The following is a 21,085-nucleotide window of genomic DNA, read 5'->3' on the forward strand; positions in this document are numbered from 1 at the left end:
CACCACCTCAGACACCGGGTTGTCAGTGTGCCTGGTTCAGCCGCCCACGCCACTGAACACATCACGCGTGGAACGCCGCAGGCGAGCGGGGTGTGGTCAGCGACGTCGGCCATTTCGAGCGGTGCTGGTTGGCCAACGTGGACTGCGTTACGTCGTTCGGCCGACAGCGGTCGCTGGTGGTCATCAGTCGCGATGTCATGACAGTGCGACCCGCGCTCAGAGCGGATGTGCGGCGGGTTTCGCACTTCAGAGAGGCGAAGCCGTGCAAGTCAGAGATCGTGTGCAGGAGAAGGTCGCCGGCGCCCGCCAGGCGGCCGTTCCTCTTTGAACCGGTCGCGGGTGCGGCAGCCGAGGGTTCGTCCGCCTGCTGGTCGAGGACGCTGATCCGGGAGTCGATCAAACGATCACGGACGCGGCGGCCAGACCCACAGCCTGACCCTGTTCCGCCTCTGAGCAAGGCAGAGTCCTGGCTTCAGGGAAATCGAGCCCGCATCAGACCCGGATCGCGACACGGAGCGGCGCCGCCGCAGGTGAGACAGAAGGAGGAGACAATATGCCGCAAAAGCGATGGAACTGATCGGAGTGGGTGGATGGCGCGTCCCTGGCTGAACGTGCTGGCACAGGTAGTGCCTGTTCCTCTCGGATTACTGCTCAGCGGTGCTCTGGTCTGGGGTGCCACCAACGCCGACTGGAGTGGGACCAGCAGCAACAGCGGCAACACGTGGACCGCCGGCTCGGCGGGGCTGGCCAACGACAGCAAGGTGCCCATGTTCGACATCGAGAAGATGCGACCCGGCGACACAGGCTCCAACTGCATCGAGATCAAGTCGAACGCCGACGTCCCCACCGCGCTCAAGTTGTTCAGCAGCTCACAGAACTGGCCCAGCAACTACCAATCCTTCATCGACCTCAAAATCGATGTAGGCAGCGGCGGCACCTTCGGGGACTGCGACGGCTTCACTCGGCACAGGACCGCGTTCGACGGCACCCTGGACAAGTTCGTCGCCCTGCACACCGACTTCCGCACCGGCGTGGGTCCCTGGCCCCTGTCCGGCAAGCCACCCAACTCGCTGAGCTTCCGCTTCTCGTGGAAATTCAGCCCGAGCGCACCCAACAGCTCGCAGGGCGTGAACACCAACGAGGTGATCTTCACCTGGGAAGCACGGGAACACACGTGACTCTCCCACGTGACCTGGCCGCCGGCGCGCTCCTCCAGCCCACCGCCAAGGGCGCCCCGCACCCGATCCGCGTGGTCACCGTCGTCATCTCACGTACCGTGCTCGGCTCGATGGTTGGGCTGCTGGTGTGGGCGCACTTGCCCGTGGTGGCGCTGGGCTGGACGGCGGGCGTGGTGCAGTCCGGCTCCATGCGTCCCGCCCTCATGCCGGGCGACGTCGTTCTCTACCAGCCACCACAGCGCGACCGCACACCGGCGGTGGGCCAAATCGTGCTGACCCAGGACCCCACCCGATCCAGCCATCTGCTCACCCATCGGGTCTACCAGGTACTTCCCAACAACGACCTGATCACCAAAGGTGACGCCAACTCCACCCCGGACTCCACACCGGTACGGCCCACGGCACTCCAAGGCGTAGCACGATTGCGCGTGCCCTGGATCGGGCTGCCGGCCCAGCTCTGGCGCGCCAAGCAACTCGTGCCCGAGGCGATCGTGCTGCTCGGACTTGCCATTCTGCTCGCGCTTGCCGCTCTGCCACTGCACAGCCGCAGCCAACACAAGTAGCCCCGGTGGCTTCCTGAACCACGCGTGACACGCCTGGACGACGGCCCCGGGTCATCGTCACCGGCCGCCGGGCGGCCCCGCCGGTGGGGTGCGTGTGACGGGCGAGACGGCAAGTGGGCCGGCGAGAGGCCGTGGTGTGTCCTGGGGCCCGGTCAACTGAACCCAGGACGCATGACCGGCCGGAAGAGCCCCGGAACGCTTGGGCAAACTGGAATATACGGGTCAGATTGCAGGCGCAGTCGGCAACGGACCGGCACCAGCGGGGCATGAATCCCAACTACCCGCCCACTCATGCCCGCTAAGCCGGTGCCAGGCCGCCCCACTCCACTGCCGCGCCCCACCCACCGGCCAGGAGGCCGGGAACGGACCCCAGGAACAAGGGAGCCTCCCCGGGGACCCCTCCCCCCGGGCCGCCCCTCCACAAAGCTGCACTTGCGGTGGAGGGACGGGAGTCAAGGGTGGAGCGAAGCGCAATCGGCGCAGCCGACGCGACGAAGGAGCGCCCTTGACGCCCGACCCGGAACCGCGAAACTGAAGCCCGAGGGGCGGCCCCCACCCGCCATGACGGGTTCGGGGTGACCCCGACTACCCCTCGGCTCTGACCTCACGCCGTCCACCAGGAGCGCGCCCCACCAAGTGCGCCTGCGGCGCGCGGATCGTGACCCGTACCGGGTCCGGGCAGCAGTAGCAGGTGTACGTGTAGCCCTCTTCCGCGTCGAGCGGGACAGGTGGCACGGCACTGTCCGCCGTCGGCATCACCGCGTACAGCACCCCCACCGCCAGCACGATCGCGCTCATCGCGATCGACACAACACCCCACAGAGCAGGGTCTGTTACTGGTTCCATCGACCGGCCACCTCGTTACTGGCCTCGGACAACGTGAACCAGACGGTCTTGTGACTGGGTGAGCATCCCCCGTAGATGGTCGACCCCCACGCGAGGGCCAGGCTCTCCACGAGGACGAGCCCACGCCCCGAATCCTGTTCGCCCCCCGCGCGGACCGCGCCCGGCGCGGTGCGTGCGGTGGGCGTGACGGGCGTGGGCAGCGCCCACGGTTTGTCGTCCGAGACGGAGACGGTGACCTGTTTGCGGTTGACCGTCACGCGGACGCGGATCAGGGGTGTACGGGTGTGCCGGTGCGCGTTGGTGACCACCTCGGTCACACAGAGGCGCGCGTCATCGACGAGGTTGCGGTGCCGGCTGAGCCCGAGAAGCGACGTGACGAAGTCACGCGCGATCCTGGGCGCGGTCGCCGTGCTGGGCAGAGCCAGCCGGTAGGTCTCGGCGCCCTGGGGTGGCGGGGGTACGGGGGTTGCGGTGGCGGTCACGGTGGTCATGTCGTCGTCTCCCAACGCGGACGTGGCGGCGGTGCTTGGGCGACAGCCCGTGTCCTTGGCCGCCCGCGACCCCTCAACGGGCATGCGAGTGACTGCACTTCGGGCCGAATGGCACGTTGCGTCGCACCACGGACCGTAGGGCGCAACATAGGTACGGCGCAACAGTGGGACGCATGTCGCACTCATATGGGTGGACCCATGGCACTGTGGGGCGGCACACTCGTTGTGACCAGAGAGGGAGAGGTTCATGCCGCCAAGGGCTTACCCGACCGCCCGCCAGAAGCGACTGGGTGCTGAGTTGAGAAAGCTGCGAGAGCGAGCCGGTATGTCCGGAAGCGCGGTTGCGGCGTTCCTGGGTGGCGAACGGGCCCAGGTCAGCCACCTGGAATCGGGCCGGTACGGAGTGAGCGCGGAGCGAGTCCGCCGAATCGCCACCCACTGCTCGGCAACGGACAAGCACCTCGTCGACGCGCTCGCAAGTATGGCGGAGGAGCGCGGAAAAGGATGGTGGGAGGATTACCGAGGAATTCTCCCACCAGGCTTCCTGGACCAGTCAGAGCTGGAACACCATGCGACCTATATGCGTGCCGTTCAAATGCTCTACGTGCCAGGGATTTTCCAGACGGCCGAATACGCTCGCGAGCTGATCGCGAGCGGCGTGACCAGCTTTCAGGCCTCCGAGGTCAACGCGCGCGTAGAGCATCGCATGAGGCGTCGCGAGATCTTCGACCGCCCGAACCCGCCGAAGTTCGAGGCGCTCATCCACGAGGCAGCACTTCGCATGAGGTACTGCTCCGCCGAAGTCATGCGGGCGCAGATGGATTTCCTGCATGAGGTCTCGCTCTGGCCGAGTGTGACGATCCGCATCATCCCCTTCGATGCGCGGATCACCTGCTCGGTCCACTCGATGCTCTACGCGGGCGCCGTGATACCGCAACTGGACACCGTCCAGATCGACAGCGCGTTCGACGCCGACTATCTGGACGCCGAGGCTCAACTCGTCAAGTACCGGGCGCTTATCGAGGCAGTCGAGGCGATCTCACTCAGTGCCGCCGAGTCGAGCAAATTCATCCAACGCATCGCACAAGAAATGTGAGTGAGCGGCATGACCAACCACATTGAATGGCAGAAGTCCTCCTTCTCGGGCGGTGACAACAATCCGAACTGCGTCGAACTGGCCAGCGTCGACGGGCAGATCAAGATGCGGGAGAGCGACGCCCCGGACACCGTCGTCACAACGAGCCCCGAGAAGCTGCGCGCCTTCCTCCTCGGCGTCAAGGCAGGAGAGTTCGATCACCTGATCTGACGAACGTCCGCACCCATACGCCCCTCACCTCTTCGCAGGTGGGGGGCGTACGGCATACAAGGGCGCAACTCTGGGACGGACCACTGTTGCGCCTCACCTAGATGTGACGCTACGGTCGCTGTGCGTCGCCGATCCAGGGTCGTCCCTCGGCAGGACATCGCCCTGACCGGCGCAACTCTCCCCGTCCCGCGCCCCATTGGGGAGAGTCCCGAAGGGTTGTCCCCCGCCCGCCGCTCGTCATGCCGGCGTGCGGGCAGGGGACAACTCTGCCCCCGCATCGCGCGCTGAGGAGAAGGGCACCACGACCATGGCCCCACCCCCGCCCCCACCAAAACCACCCAGCCGTACGACGGGCAGTGAGGCGCGGCAGCGTTTGTCCATGCTGATCGACATGTTCGGGGTGGGCGGGACACTGCTCGTTCCCATGGCCGACCCGCGCCCGGACGCGTCCCCGGCCGTTCCCGACGAAGCCGAGCTGTTCCGAAGGATCTTCGGGGACCCGCCACCGCACTGATGCCCACGCCCTGCACCATCCCCGACCGAAAGGATCGCCATGCCCCCGCCCCAACCCGACGCCCTCGCCGACGCCTTGATCCGCGTACCCCGGCACGAGTTCATTCCGGCCCTGGCCTGGGCCGTGCCCCAAGGCGCCGGAACCCCTCCCGCCGCTGCCTCCGGGTACTGGATCGATCAGCACCGTGACCCCGACCGCTGGTGGCGGGCCGTGTACTCCGACACCGTGATCGTCACTCAGCTCGACGGCGGCCGGACCGAGCTCACTCCGGCCAACGCCGCCGCCCCCTCGACCGCGCCGAGCTGTGCCGCCTCCAGTCCTCTCCTCGTGACCGCCGGGTTACGTCATCTCGCGGTGCGGCCCGGGGACCGGGTGCTCGATGTCGGGGGTGGTACGGGTTGGACCTCCGGGCTGTGCGCGTACCTCGCCGGGGACGACGCCCTGGTCACCACGGTCGAGATCGACCCCGATCTGGCGCGGACCGCCACCGAAAACCTCGCCCGCTGCGGCCTGCACCCCGCCATCGTCACCGGTGACGCGGCCACCGAACTCCCCAGCTCGGACGGCGAGTCCGACGGACTGTTCGACCGCGTGCATGTCACCTGTGGCGTCACGGACATCCCGTACGTATGGGTGGAGCACACCCGTCCTGGCGGGCACATCGTGCTCCCGTACAACCCGCCCATCGGCCGACTCCTGCGTCTCACCGTCCACGAGGACGGCTCGGCCACCGGCCGGTTCGGGGAGGAGTGCTCGTACATGCCTCTGCGTTCAGAGCGGCTGCCGCAGGCGCAGGCGCAGCCCGCAGACGCGGACACAACCGGCACCGACACCCACCCCCGCGTCCGCACCCTGGACTCGGCCCCCGGCTCCGACTCCGGCACCGAATCCCTGCTCCACCCCGCCCCCGCCCCCGGCCTTCAGGTCCTGCTCGCCTCCCTCGTCGGGGATGAGCCCTGGGTGAACGGTTCCGGGAGCGTGCTGCTGACCGACGGGGTCTCCCGCGCCACCGTCGAGGACGGCGGCCGGCTGACGCAGACCGGGCCGCGTGATCTGTGGGACGAGGCCGAGTCCGTCCACCGCGCCTGGACACGACACGGCCGCCCGGGGCTGGACCGTATCGGCTTCACCGTCACACCCCAGCGGCAGTACGTGTGGATCGACGATCCCTCCGTACCCGCCGCCCACACTCTCGACAATCCAGCCGACAAATCAGCGGACAAATCAGCGGACACGGCAACGACGGTGGGAGCTTCCCTTGGCTGACTGCGGCACCTGTCACGGCAAGGGATGGGTCTACGAGCACCAGGACGGTGCGCGCAAGAAGGTGAGCTGCCCCGTCTGCAAGTGAGACCTCACCACCCAGCGCCTCACACCTCCGGTCTGCCCAGCACCAGAATCTGGATCGCCAGCACCGCCGCCCCGCGCGCCCAGTCGTTGAAGTCGGAGATCTTGGTCTCCAGCGGGACCGGCGCCGCGAACGGATCGCGGTTCGCGCGGATGGCCTCCTCGATGGCCGGGCCCGCCACGTCCACCAGACCGACTCCCTCCCCGGCCAGCAGGATCTTCTGCGGCATCGCGAAGTTGGCGATCTGTGCCACCACCGTCCCGAGGGCGCGCGCCGCCTCGTCCAGGACGCGGGCCGGCATCGGGTCGCCGGCCGCGGCCAGGGCGAGGATCTCGTCGTAGGTGTGGTCGCGGCCGGTGGCGGCCCTGACCTGGTAGCGGATGCTGGGGATGGCGAGGAAGGAAACCACGCTGCCACGGTCACCGTCCGGGGTGAGCGGGCCGTTCTGGCTGACGATCCAGCGCGGGCCGATGCCGTGGTCGCTCTCGGGCGTACGTACCAACTGGCCGCCGATGACCAGGCCGTAGCCGATTCCGGCGCCGATGGTGAGGACCGCGAAGCGGTCGAGACCGCGTCCCGCGCCGAACCACGCCTCGGCCTCGATCAGCGCCGCGACATCGTTCTCGACCACGACGGGGAGGCCCGTGCGCTGTGCGAGGAGGTCGGCGAAGGGGACGGACCGCCAGCCCAGGAAGGGGGACGAGACCGTGCCCGCGCGACCACCGCCCGCCGGTGTGCCGCCCGCACCGCTGTCCCCCGCCCGGCTGTCGAGATGACCGCCGACCCCGACCCCGATCCCGGACAGCCGCGGAAACGCGGCGGTGAACTCCTCGGTCATCGTGTGCAGCAGGTCGGCGACCTGGTCCGGGTCGTGCGTGTGGAGGGGGACGGTCCGGTCGGCCACGATGTCGCTCTTGAGCGTCGTGACGACGCCGTAGACCGCGTCAGCCGTGATCTTGAACCCCGCGAAGTAGCGGGAATCGGCCACGATGTCCAGCGGCTGCGAGGGCCTGCCCTGCCGCGCGGCGGCCGTCGTCACAGGCGCCGGACCCTCGATCAGCAGGCCCGACTCGATCAGCGGTTTTGTCAGCCGGGTGAGGCTGCCGGCCGACAGATCGAGCCTTCTGGCGATCTCCGTGCGCGAGATGGGGCCGTGCGTCAGCACCTCGATCGCCACCGCGCGTTCGGCGGGGGTCAGTGGTGCCCAACTGGCGGCCGACATGCGCGTATCCCCTGCGTCCCTTGCGTCCCCTGCGTCCCCTGCGTTCACGACTGCGTTCATGGCCATGGCGGTGCTCCCGGTTCCGGCTCATCGTATCCAGGATCAGCCGCTCCCCTCCGCTCATTTTATTTCACATCAGAAGAAAGAGCGCTCCCCTTCAGCGCCACGAGCCACCCAATCACCCCGGGGGCCAGTTCACGCACACCCCTTGACGCGACGATTCTTTCAGGTCAAAAGTAACTGCACCCGAGGACGAGTCATGGACAAGGGAGTCTCTGATGGCTGTCGCCTCAAGCAGCACGCCAAGAACAAAGCCACGCGGGGACGGTCTCCTCGCGGCGATCTTCATCGCGCCGGCCATGGCCGGTTTCCTGGTCTTCCTGCTCTGGCCCACCCTGCGCGGCATCTATCTCAGCTTCACGCGGTACAACCTGCTCACGCCCGCCGAGTGGGTGGGCCTGGACAACTACCGGCGGATGGTCAACGACCCCATCTTCTGGGGGTCGTTGCGCGTCACCATCGAATACGTCGTCATCAACATCGGCGTACAGACGGTCGCGGCCCTGTGCATCGCCGTCCTCATGCAGCGGCTGACCACCTCGTCGCTCCTGCGCGGCATCGTGCTCACGCCGTATCTCGTCTCGAACGTCGTCGCCGGTGTCGTCTTCCTGTGGATCCTGGACACCCAGCTCGGTATCGGCAACGAGATCCTGGGGGCGCTGGGCTTCGACCACGTCGCCTTCCTCGCCAGCAACGAGTGGGTGATCCCGAGCGTCGCGCTGATCAACGTATGGCGGCATGTCGGCTATACGGCGCTGCTGCTCTTCGCCGGGCTCCAGGCGATACCCGGCGATGTGTACGAGGCCGCGCGGGTGGACGGCGCTGGTGAGCTGCGGATGTTCTGGCGGATCTCGCTGCCGCTGCTGCGGCCGGTGCTCGCGGTCGTACTGATCATGACGGTCATCGGGTCGTTCCAGGTCTTCGACACCGTGGCGGTGGCCACCCCCGGTCCCGGCGGTCCGGCCAATGCCAGCAATGTGCTCCAGCTGTACATCTACGGCTCGGCATTCGGGCGGTTCCAGTTCGGTTACGCGTCCGCGATGTCCGTCGCGCTGCTCGCCGTACTGAGCGTGATCACCATCGTCCAGTACCGGCTGACCAGGGCCGGCGAGACGGACCTCGGCTGATGGCCCGGCCTGCCAACCTGCCTACCTGCCTGCCTGTCTACCTACCTGCCTACCTACCTGCCTGCCTGCCTGCCTACCTACCGGTCGAACGAGAAAGGAAAGGAGATACGCCATGGCTGTACTGACCACCGCGCGCGCCGAGAGCCCCGACACCCCGGTGACGGCGCCCGGCAAGCGCGTCCGGCGCCGTCCGTCGTTCGGCCGGGTGGTGGCCTGGGCGGTGATGGTCGCGATCGTCCTCATCACCCTGCTGCCGTTCTACTGGATCGTACGTACCGCGCTGTCCTCCAATACGGCGCTCACCAGCGACCCGTCCTCGCCCCTCCCCGTCGGCTTCAGCTGGGGTGGCTTCGCGCGCGTCTTCGGTCTCCAGAGCACGGAGGAGGCCCTCGCCCAGGGCGGTGCGGGCGGCTCCCTTAACTTCTGGCGCTATCTGCTCAACTCCACCTTCGTCGCGACCCTGGTGACGGTCTGCCAGGTGCTCTTCTCGGCCATGGCCGCCTACGCCTTCGCGCGGCTTCGCTGGCGCGGGCGGGACCGGGTGTTCGGGCTGTTCCTCGCCGGGCTGATGGTGCCGACGATCTTCACCCTGCTGCCGAACTTCGTCCTGATCAAGGAACTCGGTCTGGTGGACTCCCTGCTGGGGATCGCTCTGCCGACCATGTTCATGACGCCGTTCGCGGTCTTCTTCCTCCGGCAGTTCTTCATGAACCTGCCCCTGGAGATGGAGGAGGCCGCCCTGCTGGACGGCGCGGGCAAGGTGCGGATCTTCTTCCGGCTCTCCCTGCCCATGGCGTCCGCGCCGCTGATCACCCTGGGTGTCCTTACGTACATCACGGCGTGGAACGACTACTTCTGGCCGCTGATGGTGTCGTACAGCGACAGCTCGCGGGTGCTGACCGTCGCGCTCTCCATCTTCCGGTCGCAGACCCCGCAGTCCGGTACGGACTGGGCCGGGCTGATGGCCGCCACCCTGGTCGCCGCGCTGCCGATGCTCGTGCTGTTCGGCGTCTTCGCCCGGCGGATCGTCAACTCCATCGGCTTCAGCGGGCTCAAGTAAGGAGGCGGGTAGCCGTTATGCGTAAACGCGGGTCCCATGCCGGGTCTCATGTCCGGTCCCATGCCGGGTCTCATGTCCGGTCCCATGCCGGGCCTCATGTCCGGTCCCATGCCGGGCCTCATGTCCGGTCCCATGTCGTCGCCGCCCTGGCCGGTACGGTCGCGCTCTCCCTCCTCACCGCCGGGTGCGGCGGGCAGGGCTCGTCGTCCGCCTCGTCATCGTCCCGTACCGTCACATACTGGCTCTGGGACGCCAACCAGCTGCCCGGATACCAGGCGTGCGCCAAGGCATTCGAGGAGCGGAACCCGGGCGTCAAGGTCGAGATCACCCAGCTCGGCTGGGAGAACTACTGGACCAAGCTCACCGCGAGCATGATCGCGGGCACCGAGCCGGATGTCTTCACCGACCACATCACCAAGTTCGCGCAGTTCGTCGATCTCGACGTGCTCGCGCCGCTCGACGAGCTGCCCGCGACCGCCGGGATCAAGGACTCCGACTACCAGGCGGGCCTGGCCGCGTCCTGGAAGGGGCAGGACGGTCATCGCTATGGCGCCCCGAAGGACTGGGACACCATCGCCATGTTCTACAACAAGAAGATGACCGACTCGGCGGGGATCTCCGCCGATACCCTCAACAGCCTCGCCTGGAACCCGCAGGACGGCGGGACGTTCGAGAAGGCCATCGCCCGTCTCACCGTCGATTCCAAGGGACGCCGGGGTGACGAGCCCGGGTTCGACAAGAACGACGTCAAGATCTACGGGCTGGCCACCAATGACGCGGGCGAGGCCGACGGGCAGACCCAGTGGAGCGCCTTCACCGGCTCGGCCGGCTGGAAGTACACCGACCAGAAGGCATGGGGGCGGCACTACAACTACGACCAGAAGTCCTTCCAGTCCACGATCGACTGGTACTTCGGCCTCGCCGAGAAGGGGTATCTGGCCCCCTTCAAGAACTTCTCGCAGTCCAACGGCCCAGAGGTCCAGGTCGGTTCGGGCTCGGCGGCGATCGCGCTGCACGGCTCGTGGATGGCCAAGACGTTCTACGGGATGAAGGGCCTCGACGCCGGGACCGCGCTGACCCCCGTCGGCCCCTCCGGCAAGCGCGCCACCATGATGAACGGCCTCGCCGACTCCCTCACCAAGCGCGCGGCGGACAAGCCCGCCGCCCAGAAGTGGGTGGCCTATCTGGCCTCCGACGCCTGTCAGACGACCGTCGGGAAACAGGGCGTCGTCTTCCCCGCCACCGAGGCCGGAACGGCGGCGGCCATCGCCGCCTACGAGAAGGACGGCATCGACGTCACGGCCTTCACCAAGCCCGTCGCCGACGGGACGACGTTCCCGTTTCCGATCACCGACTACGCGGCGGATGTGGCGGCTCTCATGAAGCCCGCCATGCAGGACGTGTACGCGAACGGCAGACCCGTGGGCAGCCTCACCACGACCAACCGGCAGATCAACCTCATTCTCTCGCAAGGCGATTGACATAAGAAAGGTGTTTCATGTCCTTCTCCCTTGGCATCGTCGGCGCCGGGCAGTTCGCCGGGCAGTTCGCGAAGCTCTGGCGGCTCCACCCGGGCGTCGGCGACATCTTCGCGACCGACCTGCTCCCTGAGCGGGCCGACCGGCTCGCCGCCGATTACGACCTCGCGGGGACCCTCCCCTCCTTCGAGGCCGTGCTCGACTCGGACGTCGACGCGGTCGCCATCTTCACCCAGCGCTGGACGCACGGCCCGCTCGTCGTCAAGGCCCTGCGCGCGGGCAAGCACGTCTACTCGGCGGTGCCGATGGCGGTGACCCGCGACGAGATCGCGGCCATCATCGACGCCGTACGGGAGACCGGGCTGACGTACATGATGGGCGAGACCAGCCAGTACAACCCCGCCACCGTCTACGCCCGCGACCGGATCGCCGAAGGCGCCTTCGGCCGGCTCTTCTACGCCGAGGGCGACTACGTCCACGACATGGACCTCGGCTTCTACGAGGCGTACCAGTACAGCGGCGGCGAGGAGTGGAAGTCCACCGCCAGCTATCCGCCGCTGCTGTACCCGACGCACTCGGTCGGCGGGGTGCTCGGTGCCTGGCGGACGCACGCGGTGAGCGTGTCCGCGATCGGGGTCACGGACGACCGGGGGGACGGGGTCTTCGACAAGGACATCAGCCAGTTCGGCAATGACTTCTCCAATGCCACGGCGCTGTTCGAGGTCGCGGGCGGCGGATCGTTCCGTACCAACGAGTTCCGGCGGGTGGGCTATCCCTCGCACATCCGGGAATCGCGGTTCCGGTTCTTCGGTACGGAGGCAAGCCTCGAACAGCTCGCCACCGTCAGCTTCTGGCAGGACAAGGAGGGTGTACAGGACGTAACGGACCACCTTCAGCCGAAGCCGACCCTGTCGCCCGACGACCCGTCCCTCCGGCATGTGGCCCCGGCGCTGCGGGACGCGTTCACCTCCGGCTCGGCGCCGGTGCATGACCGCTCGCGCCTCCCGGCGGAGTTCGCCCATGTCTCCAACGGGCACGAGGGAAGCCACCACTTCCTCGCGGACGACTTCGTCACGGCGGTCAATACGGGCACGCTTCCGCCGGTCAACGCGTGGGTCGCGGCGCGCTACACCCTGCCGGGCATCGTCGCGCACGACTCGGCGCTGAAGGGCGGGGAGCGGCTGGAGATCCCGGACTTCGGGGACGCGCCGGAGTAGCCCGTACGTCCGCGGACTCCGGCGCACGCCGGCCCGTGCACCATGGTGGGGGCGCGCGACATCCGTGCGCCGAAGGACGGCAGGGGCAGGCGTGACAGGCGTGACAGGGAACGGGATACCCGACGAGTATCTGGACGGGTACGCCCGCATCCTGGCGGCGGTCGCCTCGACGGGCCGCCGGCTCACCCGTGACGAGCTGCTGGCCCGCCGGGAGCTGGGGGAACGGGCCGCGGAGGCCGGCTTCGGGCTGCGCGCCCTGGTCGGCGCGCATCTCGCCGCGGCCCGTATCCACTGGCCCGTCACCACCTCCCCCAGCAACGCCAGCACCGGCACCGGTACCAGCACCGGCACCAGCACCAGCACCAGCACCACCGACAGCGTGCTCGCCGCCATCGAGCAGGCCGTGGACGCGTTCGCCGAGGGGTACGAACGGGCCCAGCGCCTCGCCGTACGGCAGGAGGTCGCCGCCCGCCGGGAGTTCATCGACGACCTGCTGTACGGGCGCAGCGATCTGGGGCGGCTGGCCGAGCGGGCCGAGCGGTTCGGGCTGCGGCTCTCGTACGAGCATGCCGTGGCGGTGGCCGAGGGCTTCGTCGCGTACGACGAGGAGGACGCCGTTCCGCGCTCGGTGGAGCAGGCGCTGATCGGCCGGTTCGGCGATCGCAGCGTGCTGCTCACGACGAAGGCGGGCCGGCTCGTCTGTATCGCGCCGGGCGACCAGGGCGAGGTCCTCGCCTACTTCGCCAAGCAGGCGTTCGCGGCCACGGACGGCGGCCGGGTCGCCATCGGCCGGCCGCGCCCCGGGGTGGGCGGGGTCGTGCAGTCGTACGAGGAAGCGCTGAACGTACTCGACCTCGCCGAGCGGCTCGACCTGGACGGTCCCGTCCTGCACGCGGCCGAGCTGCTCGTCTATCCGGTCCTCACCCGGGACCGGCAGGCCATGACGGAACTCGTCCTCAGCGCGCTCGGCCCGCTGGAGGCGGCGCGCGGTGGCGCCGAGCCGCTGATCGAGACCCTCAGCGTCTACTTCGACGCCGGCTGTGTGGCGGCGGAGGCGGCACGGCGGCTCTCGCTGAGCGTGCGGGCCCTGACGTACCGGCTGGAGAGGATCCATAAACTCACCGGCGCCGATCCCGCCGATCCGGTGCATCGCTACACCTTGCAAACCGCTGTGATCGGGGCCAGGCTCATGGACTGGCCGGCGAAGTCCTTCTGAGCCGGAAGGCTGTTCGACGGACCGGAAGCCTTCCGAACCGGAAGCCTTCCGAACCGGGAGACCTTCGGCTGGACACCTTCGGCCGGGAGACCTTCGACTGTCGGCATTAAGAACGCGTTAAGACTGCCGGAAAACGGCAATGTCCGGTTCCGGACAAAGATGGGACCATGGGGGCCTGCCGAGGAAATCAGCGGCAGAGGGGGAGGGGGGAACCGATGGATCCGATGACCTTGTTTCTCGGTCTCGGCATCGCGGGGATCGTGCTGCTCGTCCTGTCGCTCATCTTCGACGGCATTCTCGAAGGGCTCTTCGACGGGGTCGGGGTGCTGAACGGGCTGTTCGACGGGCTGCTCTCGCTGCCGGTGATCGCCGGGTTCATCTCGATGCTGGGCTTCGGCGGCGCGATCGTGCTGGGCACCACCCAGCTCGGCACGGGTCCGGCCGCTGTCACGGGGGTGGCGGCCGGGTTCGGTGCCGGGTGGCTGACCTGGAAGTTCAGCAAGGCGCTGATGCGTGATCAGACCGCCGTCACCCCGCGGGGCGACGATCTCGTGGGCTCGGCGGGCACGGTGGTCACCGCGATTCCGGCCGGCGGCTACGGCGAGGTCCTGCTGCGGCTCGGCGGCCAGCCGGTGAAGTACTCCGCGAAGAGCGCGCAGCCCGTGGCGAACGGCGCCGAGATCTGGGTGGAGGAGACGCTCTCGTCGACCTCGGTCCTGGTGCGTCCCGTCCAGCGCTGACCCGCGCATCGCCAACTCACGCATCGCCAACTCAGGCATCGCCAACTCGCGCATCGCCGACCCGCCCGTCCTTGTCTATCGCCTTAATCGCCCCAATCGCCTTAATTTGCCGTCCCTTCGGGAGGCAAGGGAGAGAGCACCATGAGTCCACTTCTCATCGCCGTGGTGGGGGTCGTCGCACTCGTCGTCCTGCTGGCCCTCGCTGTCATCACGCGCTACAAGGTCGCCGGGCCCAGCCAGGCGTTCATCGTCACCGGCCGACGCGGCAAGCAGTCGACCGATCCGACCACCGGCCGGGTGTCCATGGACACCAGCGGCCAGAAGGTCGTGGTCGGCGGCGGCGTCTTCGTCGTCCCGTTCGTACAGCAGAAGTTCACGCTGGACCTGTCCAGCCGGCACATCCCGGTGGCCGTGCGCGGCGCGGTCACCCTGCGCGGGGTGAAGGCGAACCTCGAAGGCGTCGCCATCGTCAAGGTCGGCGGCACCGAGGACTCCATCCGGGCCGCGGCCCAGCGCTTCCTCCAGCAGCAGGGCGGCATCGTCGGCTTCACCCAGGAAGTGCTCTCGGGCGCGCTGCGCTCCATCGTCGGCCGGATGTCGGTCGAGGACATCATCCGCGACCGCGCGGCCTTCGCCGGACAGGTCGCGGAGGAGGCCGAGGCCAGCCTCTCCGGGCAGGGCCTCGTGCTGGACGCCTTCCAGATCCAGGACATCACCACCGAGGGCTCGTATCTGGAGGACCTCGGCCGGCCCGAGGCCGCGCGTGCCAAGCAGGAGGCCGACATCGCCGAGGCGGTGGCGCGCCGCGCCGCCGAGCAGGCACGGCTCAAGGCCGAGGAAGAGATCGCGATCGCCCAGCGGACCTTCTATCTGAAGCAGGCCGAGATCAAGGCCGAGACGGACGAGGCGGCGGCGCGCGCCGCGGCGGCGGGGCCGCTGGCGCAGGCGGCGCGTGAGCAGGACGTGCTCATGGAGCAGGAGAAGGTCGCCCAGCGGCAGGCCGCGCTGACCGACCGCGAGCTGGACACCAAGGTACGTAAGCCCGCGGACGCCGCGCGGTACCAGGCCGAGCAGGAGGCCGAGGCCCGGCGGATCGCGCTGGTCAAGCAGGCCGAGGCGGACGCCGAGCGGTCCCGGCTCACCGGTGAGGGCGAGAAGGCGCACCGCGCCGCGCTCGCCGCCGCCGTACGGATCGAGGGCGAGGCGGAGGCCGCCGCGATCGGCGCCAAGGGTGCCGCGGAGGCGGACGCGATGCACAAGAAGGCCGACGCGTTCGCGCGGTACGGGGACGCGGCCGTCCTCCAGATGCTGGTCGAGGTGCTGCCGTCGGTCGTCGCGAAGGCGTCCGAGCCGCTGAGCGCGGTGGACAAGATGACGGTGATCTCGACGGACGGCGCGGGGCAGTTGGCACGTACCGTCGCCGACAATGTCGCGCAGGGCGTCGAACTGCTCAGCTCCACCACCGGAGTCGACCTGGCCGAGCTGCTGAAGGGCATCGCCGGGGGCAAGACCGGGGGCGCGGGCGCGTCGGCGGCCGTGGAGGCGAAGACGGCGGACGGCGCCAAGGTCAACGGTCAGATCGAGGTCACGGACTGAGCGGGCTGTCTGAACGAGCTGTCTGAACGAGCTGTCTCAGCCACAGCGAGGGCCCGGTCGGCGGGGAAGCCGACCGGGCCCTCGGCGTTCCCCGCCCTGCCAACTTTGCTCGGCACGTCCGCACTTGCCAGTCCAAGTGCGGGTACTGCCTCATAAAGGCAAGGCAAAGAAGCGCTGTTGGCTCGTATCCGCGATTCCCCGGCGAGTCGGCGGGGCATCACCAGTGTGCAGCCGCCACGCGGACCTCTCAGCGGACCTCCCGAGGGGGAATCTGATGAGCCGACCCAGCCCGGCGCCAGGCACGCCCACCCCGCCGAGCACGACCGCCCCGGCGCGTACCGCTTTCACCCTCCGCGGAGAGGTCGCGTGCCCGGCCTCGCTGACCGTCGCCGATCTGCGTGAGCGCTGGGAGCAGCACCGCGCCGAGGTGGTCTTCGACTGCGCCACCAGCGGGCCGCGGCACCACACCTTCGAGGGCCCGCTGCTCCGGGAGGTGGTCGACGACGCGAAGCCGGTCTTCGACGCCCGCCGGCGCAAGGACAGGTCCCGCTTCCTGCTCGCCGTCACCGGCGGGGACGGGCACCATACGGTGCTCTCCTGGGCGGAGATCGACGCCGACTTCGGCAACGTACCGATCCTGCTCGCCACGGCCATGGACGGGCGCAGCCTGGAGTCGGCGGGCAGTCAGCTGGTGGTGCCCACGGACCGCTGCGGGGCGCGCTACATCAGCGCGATCACCAGCGTATGGGTGGGCGCGCTGGCCTGAGCCGGGAGTCGGAGCGCCCGGACGGACGACGTCCCCCGGACGGACGACGCCCCCCGGACCTCAGCGAACCCTGGATCTCAGCGGGCCCCGGGCCTCAGCGGACCCTGGATCTCAGCGGGCCCCGGGCCTCAGCGGCCCCCGGACCTCAGCGGACCCTGGACCACAGCGGCCCTCGGACCTCAGCGGCCCCCGGACCTCAGCGGACCCTGGCCGCGCCCACGTAGAAGGAGCTCTGCTCGTCCTCGGGCGCCGGTGTCCCCTTGAACCACTTCGGGGCCGTCACCAGCCCCGGGTCCACCAGGTCCAGCCCGTCGAAGAACCGCAGGACCTCGGCGCGCGTGCGCAGCCTGAGCGGGATGCCGCCCTTGCCGTACGTGTTGGTGACCTTGCCCACCAGGTTCTGCGGCTGGAAGTCCGCGGTGCCCTGCGAGAAGACGAAGACACTGCCGGACGGCAGCGCGTCCACCAGCGTGCGGGTGATGCCGTACGGATCGTCCTCGTCCGGGATGAAGTGCATCAGGGCGATCAGCGACAGGGCGACGGGCCTGCTGAAGTCCAGGAAGCCACGGGCGTGTTCGAGGATCTCGTGCGGCCGGCGGACATCCGCCTCGATGTAGTCGGTGGCACCCTCGGGCGTGCTGATCAGCAGGGCCTCGGCGTGACGCAGCACGATCGGGTCGTTGTCCGTGTAGACGACGCGCGAGGCCGGCGCGATCTTCTGGACGATCTGGTGGAGGTTCGGCTCGGTCGGGATGCCCGTACCGATGTCGAGGTACTGGTCGATACCGCTCTGCGCCACCCAGGCCGCGGCGCGGTGCATGAACGCGCGGTTCAGCCGGGAGTCGCGCCGGGAGTCCTCGGGCAGCTGCTGCCCTATCTCCCGGTCGACCGGGTAGTTGTCCTTACCGCCCAGCAGGTAGTCGTACACCCGCGCCGGGTGGGGCTTGCTGGTGTCGACCTGGGGCTTGGGTGTGCCTGCCGTCATCTCGGTTCACAGTTCCTTACGGAAATCGGCGAGGATTTGTTTGGTGCGGCGCGCGGATTCCGCGTGAGCCACCATGCGGTCCATCGCCTCCATGTGCTCCGCGACCTCACCGGTGTTGTCGATATAGAGGGCACCGGTCAGATATTCGACGATGACCATATCGGGCAATTCGGGTATAGCGAAGCGGAACAGCACGAAGGGGCTGTAGGTGCCGGGGTGATGCCCGGCGGCGAACTCGGCTATCTGAAGCGTCACATTCGGCAGCTCGGCCGCCGCCAGCAGCCGGTCTATCTGGGCGCGCATCACGGCGGACGAGCCGACGGGGCGGTGCAGGACCGTCTCGTCCATGACGACCCAGAAGACCGGGGCGTCCGGCCTGGTCAGCAGCGACTGGCGCTCCAGGCGCAGCGCCACATGGCGTTCTATGCGCGCCGGGTCGTTCCGGCCGACCTCGCCGTAGGTCAGGATCGCGCGTGCGTAATCCTCGGTCTGGAGAAGGCCCGGCACGAAATGCGGCTCGTAGCACCGTATGGTCTTGGCCGCTTCCTCCAGGCTGACATGGCCGCCGAACCAATCCGGCAGAACGTCGTGGAAGCGCTGCCACCAGCCGGGCTTGTTGGCCTCGTCGACCAGCTGGAGAAACGCGGTGGCCTCGTCGCCGGTCACGCCGTACGCGGGCAGCAGCAGCTGTACGTACGGGACCTTGAGCGCGACCTCGGCCATCTCCATGCGCCGTATCGTCGCGGGGGCGACATGCAGCAGTTTGGCGGCCCGGTCGCGGCTGAGGCCGGCTCTCTCGCGCAGCCCCTGGAGCTGTTTGCTCAGGACGAGTTGCCCGATCGTCGGGGCAGACCGAGGCTCGCTCACACCCCACCCCCTGCCACCAGCATGCGGGCAGTTTGCCACAGCGACCCGAACACGCACACGGGGGCGTCGGCGTGGACGGAGGTCGCGGTTCCGGCCGGGCGGCAAGATGAACCCGCAGCGTCGGCGTGGATATCTTCAGGTGTCCTGAGGATGGCGTCCGCCGGTTAGCATCGAAGCGCGGCACCTTCTCGTTTCCCGCCGTTCGCCTGCCCTGCCCCTTCCGCCCCGCCCCTTGCCTTCCCGTCACCGAGAGCTGGAGTGATCTGGACGTGTCCCGACCGCGTGTAGGTGTGGCCGTGCTCACGATGGGGACCAGGCCCGTCGAGCTGCGGGCCCTGCTGGACTCCGTCGCCAAGCAGCGGGAGGCCCCGACGCGGATCGTGGTCGTCGGCAACGGCGCTTCGCTGCCCGAACTGCCCGAGGGCGTCATCGGGATCGAGCTGACGGAGAACCTCGGGGTCTCCGGCGGGCGCAATGTCGCCATGGAGAAGCTCCGCGACTGCGGTGACGTGGACGTTCTGGTCGACCTGGACGACGACGGCCTGCTGATCGAGGCCGATGTGATCACCCGCGTCGCCGATCTGTACGAGGCGCACCCCCGGCTCGGCATCGTCAGCTTCCGTATCGCGGACGAGACCGGCCTCACCCAGCGGCGGCACGTACCCCGGCTGCGGGTCGACGACCCGATGCGCCCGGGCGAGGTGACCACGTTCCTCGGCGGCGGACACGCGCTGTCCATGGCGATGCTGGACGAGACGGGCGGCTGGCCCGACGCGTTCTTCTTCACCCACGAGGAGACCGACCTCGCGTGGCGTGCGCTGGACGCGGGCTGGACGATCCGGTACGAGCCGGAGCTGGTCCTCCAGCACCCGCGCACCTCACCGGCGCGGCACGCCGAGTTCTACCGGATGACCGCCCGCAACCGGGTATGGCTGGCGCGCCGGCATCTGCCCGCGCTGCTCGTACCGCTCTACCTCGGTACGTGGATCCTGCTCACCGTGGCGCGTACGCGGTCGGTGAGCGGGCTGCGGGCGTGGTTCGGCGGCTTCTTCGAGGGCGTACGGACGGCGTGCGGGACGCGGCGGCCGATGCGCTGGCGGACCGTACGGCGCATGACGGCGCTGGGCCGGCCGCCGGTCATCTGAGCCCGCTACGGAGTTCGCTGGGGAGTTCGCTGCGGAGCTCTTTGGGCTTTTTGGGTGCGGGTACAGGTACAGGTACAGGCCGAGGTAGTCCCGGTTACCCGGATAGCCGAAAGACGGGTGGGGGCCGCCCCGACTACCCCACCCGCTCGATCGGCAAGTGCCGGGGTCCCCGCAGAATCGGGCTGCGGCGGTACGGGGGTGGGTCTTCGGACAGTTGGAAGTCCTCCAGGCGCGGGACCAGGGCGTTCAGGGCGATCTGGGCCTCTACTCGGGCCAGTGGCGCGCCGAAGCAGTTGTGGACTCCGCTGCCGAAGCCGAAGTGCTGGTTGTCCTCGCGGGTCGGGTCGAAGTGGTCGGGGTCGTCGAACCGCAGCGGGTCCCGGTTTCCGGCGGCGAGTACGAGGATCAGTGGGGCGCCCTTGGGGACGGTGACGTCCGAGATCTCGACGTCCGCGAGCGGGGTGCGCTGCGGGAGCAGGTGGACGGGGGGCTCGTAGCGCAGCAGCTCCTCGACCGCCCTGGGCATCAGTTCGGGCTTGTCCCGCAGCAGCCGGTAGGCGTCGGGGAAGCGCAGGAAGGTGAGCGCGCCGTTGGTGATGAGGTTGACCGTCGTCTCGTGCCCGGCGATGAGCAGGAGGGTCCCGGTCGCCATCAGTTCGGCCCTGGTCAGCCGTCCGTCGGGGCCACTGTCGTGGACGAGCGCGGAGAGCATGTCGTCCGAGGGGTTCTCACGGCGCTTGTCGGAGAGATCTCCCATGTACTCCCCCATCGCCGCCCGGGCGTCCTGGCCCGCCCTCTGGCGGCTTTCCTCATCCTTCCCCGGCGTCACGTCGACGCCGGCGATGACCGCGTTCGTCCAGGCGCGGAGCTGGGGCATGTCCTCGTGGGGCACGCCGAGCAGCCGGCAGATCACGGTGACGGGGAGCGGGTACGCGAAGTCCTCGACGACGTCGATGCGGTCCTTGTCCCGGAACTCGTCGATCAGTCCGTCGGAGATCCGGGTGATGTCCGCGCGCAGCGCGTCGATCCGCCCCGGGGAGTGGGGCGGGCCGAAGGGGCGCATCGCGATGCGGCGCAGCCGGTCGTGCTCGGGGTCGTCGAGGCCGATGAAGGCCTGCTGACTGTTCCGCCTGAACATCGGGACCGTGGACGGGTCGGCGCGGTTGCGGGAGTCCGAGCTGATCCGCGGGTCATGGAGCAGTGCGGCGATCTCGTGGTACGTGCCGACCAGGTAGCTGCCGTCGGCCTGCCGCGTCACCCCGTTCTCGCGGAGTTCGGCGTAGAGCGGATAGGGGTTGGCGCGGTTCGCGTAGTCGGTGATGCGCTGATAGAGGGTTTCCGGGGACATGCGTGGGGCTCC

21 protein-coding genes are annotated in these 21,085 nt (G+C 68.8%); 15 read left to right on the plus strand and 6 right to left on the minus strand.

Going from position 1 to position 21,085, the window contains the following annotated elements:
* The first annotated feature begins 590 nt into the window (after positions 1-590).
* Both IF11_RS0108420 and IF11_RS0108425 read left to right on the plus strand, forming a co-directional pair.
* Positions 591-1,178 (plus strand): hypothetical protein, encoded by a 588-nt coding sequence (locus IF11_RS0108420; RefSeq protein WP_030350839.1) that lies wholly within the window; start codon positions 591-593, stop codon positions 1,176-1,178.
* Positions 1,175-1,741, plus strand: a complete 567-nt coding sequence (locus tag IF11_RS0108425; RefSeq protein WP_030350840.1) for a signal peptidase I — start codon at positions 1,175-1,177, stop codon at positions 1,739-1,741. The genes IF11_RS0108420 and IF11_RS0108425 overlap by 4 nt, the downstream gene beginning before the upstream one ends.
* A gap of 585 nt (positions 1,742-2,326) precedes the next feature.
* On the opposite strand, the gene IF11_RS0108430 is transcribed toward IF11_RS0108425, so the two are convergent.
* Together IF11_RS0108430 and IF11_RS0108435 are read right to left on the minus strand one after the other, a co-directional pair.
* Positions 2,327-2,587, minus strand: coding sequence for a hypothetical protein (locus tag IF11_RS0108430; protein WP_133243281.1), 261 nt, complete (start codon positions 2,585-2,587; stop codon positions 2,327-2,329).
* Positions 2,575-3,078 carry an ATP-binding protein gene (locus IF11_RS0108435; RefSeq protein WP_030350842.1) on the minus strand — a complete coding sequence of 168 codons (504 nt, stop codon included), beginning with the start codon at positions 3,076-3,078 and terminating at the stop codon, positions 2,575-2,577. Before IF11_RS0108435 ends, IF11_RS0108430 begins: the two co-directional genes overlap by 13 nt.
* Before the next feature lie 247 nt (positions 3,079-3,325).
* On the opposite strand from IF11_RS0108435, the gene IF11_RS0108440 reads away from it, so the two are divergent.
* From IF11_RS0108440 to IF11_RS0108455, 4 genes are all read left to right on the plus strand, one after another.
* Positions 3,326-4,174, plus strand: a complete 849-nt coding sequence (locus IF11_RS0108440) for a helix-turn-helix domain-containing protein (RefSeq protein WP_030350843.1) — start codon at positions 3,326-3,328, stop codon at positions 4,172-4,174.
* A 9-nt stretch (positions 4,175-4,183) separates the two neighbouring features.
* A complete protein-coding gene (locus IF11_RS0108445) occupies positions 4,184-4,384 on the plus strand; it encodes a DUF397 domain-containing protein (protein ID WP_030350844.1) in 201 nt (66 codons plus the stop codon).
* Positions 4,385-4,763: 379 nt separating this feature from the next.
* Positions 4,764-4,898 (plus strand): hypothetical protein, encoded by a 135-nt coding sequence (locus IF11_RS42690; RefSeq protein WP_276311310.1) that lies wholly within the window; start codon positions 4,764-4,766, stop codon positions 4,896-4,898.
* Positions 4,899-4,937: 39 nt separating this feature from the next.
* Complete coding sequence (locus IF11_RS0108455; RefSeq protein WP_051745703.1) at positions 4,938-6,164, plus strand: protein-L-isoaspartate O-methyltransferase family protein; 1,227 nt, start codon at positions 4,938-4,940, stop codon at positions 6,162-6,164.
* 104 nt (positions 6,165-6,268) lie between these two features.
* Here IF11_RS0108455 and IF11_RS0108460 read toward each other — a convergent pair whose 3' ends face one another.
* A complete protein-coding gene (locus IF11_RS0108460) occupies positions 6,269-7,468 on the minus strand; it encodes an ROK family transcriptional regulator (RefSeq protein WP_030350846.1) in 1,200 nt (399 codons plus the stop codon).
* A gap of 278 nt (positions 7,469-7,746) precedes the next feature.
* Here IF11_RS0108460 and IF11_RS0108465 point away from each other — a divergent pair, with 278 nt between their 5' ends.
* From IF11_RS0108465 to IF11_RS0108500, 8 genes are all read left to right on the plus strand, one after another.
* Positions 7,747-8,655, plus strand: a complete 909-nt coding sequence (locus IF11_RS0108465) for a carbohydrate ABC transporter permease (RefSeq protein ID WP_030350847.1) — start codon at positions 7,747-7,749, stop codon at positions 8,653-8,655.
* A gap of 112 nt (positions 8,656-8,767) precedes the next feature.
* Positions 8,768-9,715 (plus strand): carbohydrate ABC transporter permease, encoded by a 948-nt coding sequence (locus tag IF11_RS0108470; RefSeq protein WP_030350848.1) that lies wholly within the window; start codon positions 8,768-8,770, stop codon positions 9,713-9,715.
* A gap of 17 nt (positions 9,716-9,732) precedes the next feature.
* Entirely contained in the window at positions 9,733-11,196 is a 1,464-nt protein-coding gene (locus IF11_RS0108475; RefSeq protein ID WP_078490558.1) for an ABC transporter substrate-binding protein, read from the plus strand.
* A gap of 17 nt (positions 11,197-11,213) precedes the next feature.
* Complete coding sequence (locus IF11_RS0108480; protein WP_030350850.1) at positions 11,214-12,410, plus strand: Gfo/Idh/MocA family protein; 1,197 nt, start codon at positions 11,214-11,216, stop codon at positions 12,408-12,410.
* A 100-nt stretch (positions 12,411-12,510) separates the two neighbouring features.
* On the plus strand, positions 12,511-13,626 hold the full coding sequence (locus IF11_RS0108485) for a PucR family transcriptional regulator (RefSeq protein ID WP_030350851.1): 1,116 nt from the start codon (positions 12,511-12,513) through the stop codon (positions 13,624-13,626).
* Between the two features lie 224 nt (positions 13,627-13,850).
* The gene (locus IF11_RS0108490; protein WP_030350852.1) at positions 13,851-14,366 is read left to right on the plus strand and encodes a hypothetical protein; all 516 of its coding nucleotides are present in this window, start codon (positions 13,851-13,853) and stop codon (positions 14,364-14,366) included.
* A gap of 141 nt (positions 14,367-14,507) precedes the next feature.
* The gene (locus IF11_RS0108495; protein ID WP_030350853.1) at positions 14,508-15,962 is read left to right on the plus strand and encodes a flotillin family protein; all 1,455 of its coding nucleotides are present in this window, start codon (positions 14,508-14,510) and stop codon (positions 15,960-15,962) included.
* 274 nt (positions 15,963-16,236) lie between these two features.
* Positions 16,237-16,728, plus strand: coding sequence for a molybdopterin-dependent oxidoreductase (locus IF11_RS0108500; protein WP_030350854.1), 492 nt, complete (start codon positions 16,237-16,239; stop codon positions 16,726-16,728).
* A 196-nt stretch (positions 16,729-16,924) separates the two neighbouring features.
* Here the strand turns inward: IF11_RS0108500 and IF11_RS0108505 are convergent, their stop codons facing one another.
* Entirely contained in the window at positions 16,925-17,713 is a 789-nt protein-coding gene (locus IF11_RS0108505; RefSeq protein ID WP_030350855.1) for an SAM-dependent methyltransferase, read from the minus strand.
* 6 nt (positions 17,714-17,719) lie between these two features.
* On the minus strand, positions 17,720-18,580 hold the full coding sequence (locus IF11_RS0108510) for a helix-turn-helix domain-containing protein (protein WP_030350856.1): 861 nt from the start codon (positions 18,578-18,580) through the stop codon (positions 17,720-17,722).
* A gap of 269 nt (positions 18,581-18,849) precedes the next feature.
* On the opposite strand from IF11_RS0108510, the gene IF11_RS0108515 reads away from it, so the two are divergent.
* On the plus strand, positions 18,850-19,725 hold the full coding sequence (locus IF11_RS0108515; RefSeq protein ID WP_030350857.1) for a glycosyltransferase family 2 protein: 876 nt from the start codon (positions 18,850-18,852) through the stop codon (positions 19,723-19,725).
* Positions 19,726-19,858: 133 nt separating this feature from the next.
* Here IF11_RS0108515 and IF11_RS0108520 read toward each other — a convergent pair whose 3' ends face one another.
* On the minus strand, positions 19,859-21,073 hold the full coding sequence (locus tag IF11_RS0108520; RefSeq protein WP_030350858.1) for a cytochrome P450: 1,215 nt from the start codon (positions 21,071-21,073) through the stop codon (positions 19,859-19,861).
* Positions 21,074-21,085: the final 12 nt, after the last annotated feature.

Origin of the sequence: Streptomyces scopuliridis RB72 (genome assembly GCF_000718095.1) — a bacterium.
Taxonomy (GTDB): domain Bacteria; phylum Actinomycetota; class Actinomycetes; order Streptomycetales; family Streptomycetaceae; genus Streptomyces; species Streptomyces scopuliridis.

What these genes read in the sequence shown, in the direction of transcription:
- IF11_RS0108420 (WP_030350839.1), top strand. Translation starts at nt 591, where the DNA reads ATGGCGCGTCCCTGGCTGAACGTGCTGGCACAGGTAGTGCCTGTTCCT.
- IF11_RS0108430 (WP_133243281.1), bottom strand. Translation starts at nt 2,587, where the DNA reads ATGGAACCAGTAACAGACCCTGCTCTGTGGGGTGTTGTGTCGATCGCG.
- IF11_RS0108435 (WP_030350842.1), bottom strand. Translation starts at nt 3,078, where the DNA reads ATGACCACCGTGACCGCCACCGCAACCCCCGTACCCCCGCCACCCCAG.
- IF11_RS0108440 (WP_030350843.1), top strand. Translation starts at nt 3,326, where the DNA reads ATGCCGCCAAGGGCTTACCCGACCGCCCGCCAGAAGCGACTGGGTGCT.
- IF11_RS0108445 (WP_030350844.1), top strand. Translation starts at nt 4,184, where the DNA reads ATGACCAACCACATTGAATGGCAGAAGTCCTCCTTCTCGGGCGGTGAC.
- IF11_RS42690 (WP_276311310.1), top strand. Translation starts at nt 4,764, where the DNA reads ATGCTGATCGACATGTTCGGGGTGGGCGGGACACTGCTCGTTCCCATG.
- IF11_RS0108455 (WP_051745703.1), top strand. Translation starts at nt 4,938, where the DNA reads ATGCCCCCGCCCCAACCCGACGCCCTCGCCGACGCCTTGATCCGCGTA.
- IF11_RS0108460 (WP_030350846.1), bottom strand. Translation starts at nt 7,468, where the DNA reads ATGTCGGCCGCCAGTTGGGCACCACTGACCCCCGCCGAACGCGCGGTG.
- IF11_RS0108465 (WP_030350847.1), top strand. Translation starts at nt 7,747, where the DNA reads ATGGCTGTCGCCTCAAGCAGCACGCCAAGAACAAAGCCACGCGGGGAC.
- IF11_RS0108470 (WP_030350848.1), top strand. Translation starts at nt 8,768, where the DNA reads ATGGCTGTACTGACCACCGCGCGCGCCGAGAGCCCCGACACCCCGGTG.
- IF11_RS0108475 (WP_078490558.1), top strand. Translation starts at nt 9,733, where the DNA reads ATGCGTAAACGCGGGTCCCATGCCGGGTCTCATGTCCGGTCCCATGCC.
- IF11_RS0108480 (WP_030350850.1), top strand. Translation starts at nt 11,214, where the DNA reads ATGTCCTTCTCCCTTGGCATCGTCGGCGCCGGGCAGTTCGCCGGGCAG.
- IF11_RS0108490 (WP_030350852.1), top strand. Translation starts at nt 13,851, where the DNA reads ATGACCTTGTTTCTCGGTCTCGGCATCGCGGGGATCGTGCTGCTCGTC.
- IF11_RS0108495 (WP_030350853.1), top strand. Translation starts at nt 14,508, where the DNA reads ATGAGTCCACTTCTCATCGCCGTGGTGGGGGTCGTCGCACTCGTCGTC.
- IF11_RS0108500 (WP_030350854.1), top strand. Translation starts at nt 16,237, where the DNA reads ATGAGCCGACCCAGCCCGGCGCCAGGCACGCCCACCCCGCCGAGCACG.
- IF11_RS0108505 (WP_030350855.1), bottom strand. Translation starts at nt 17,713, where the DNA reads ATGACGGCAGGCACACCCAAGCCCCAGGTCGACACCAGCAAGCCCCAC.
- IF11_RS0108520 (WP_030350858.1), bottom strand. Translation starts at nt 21,073, where the DNA reads ATGTCCCCGGAAACCCTCTATCAGCGCATCACCGACTACGCGAACCGC.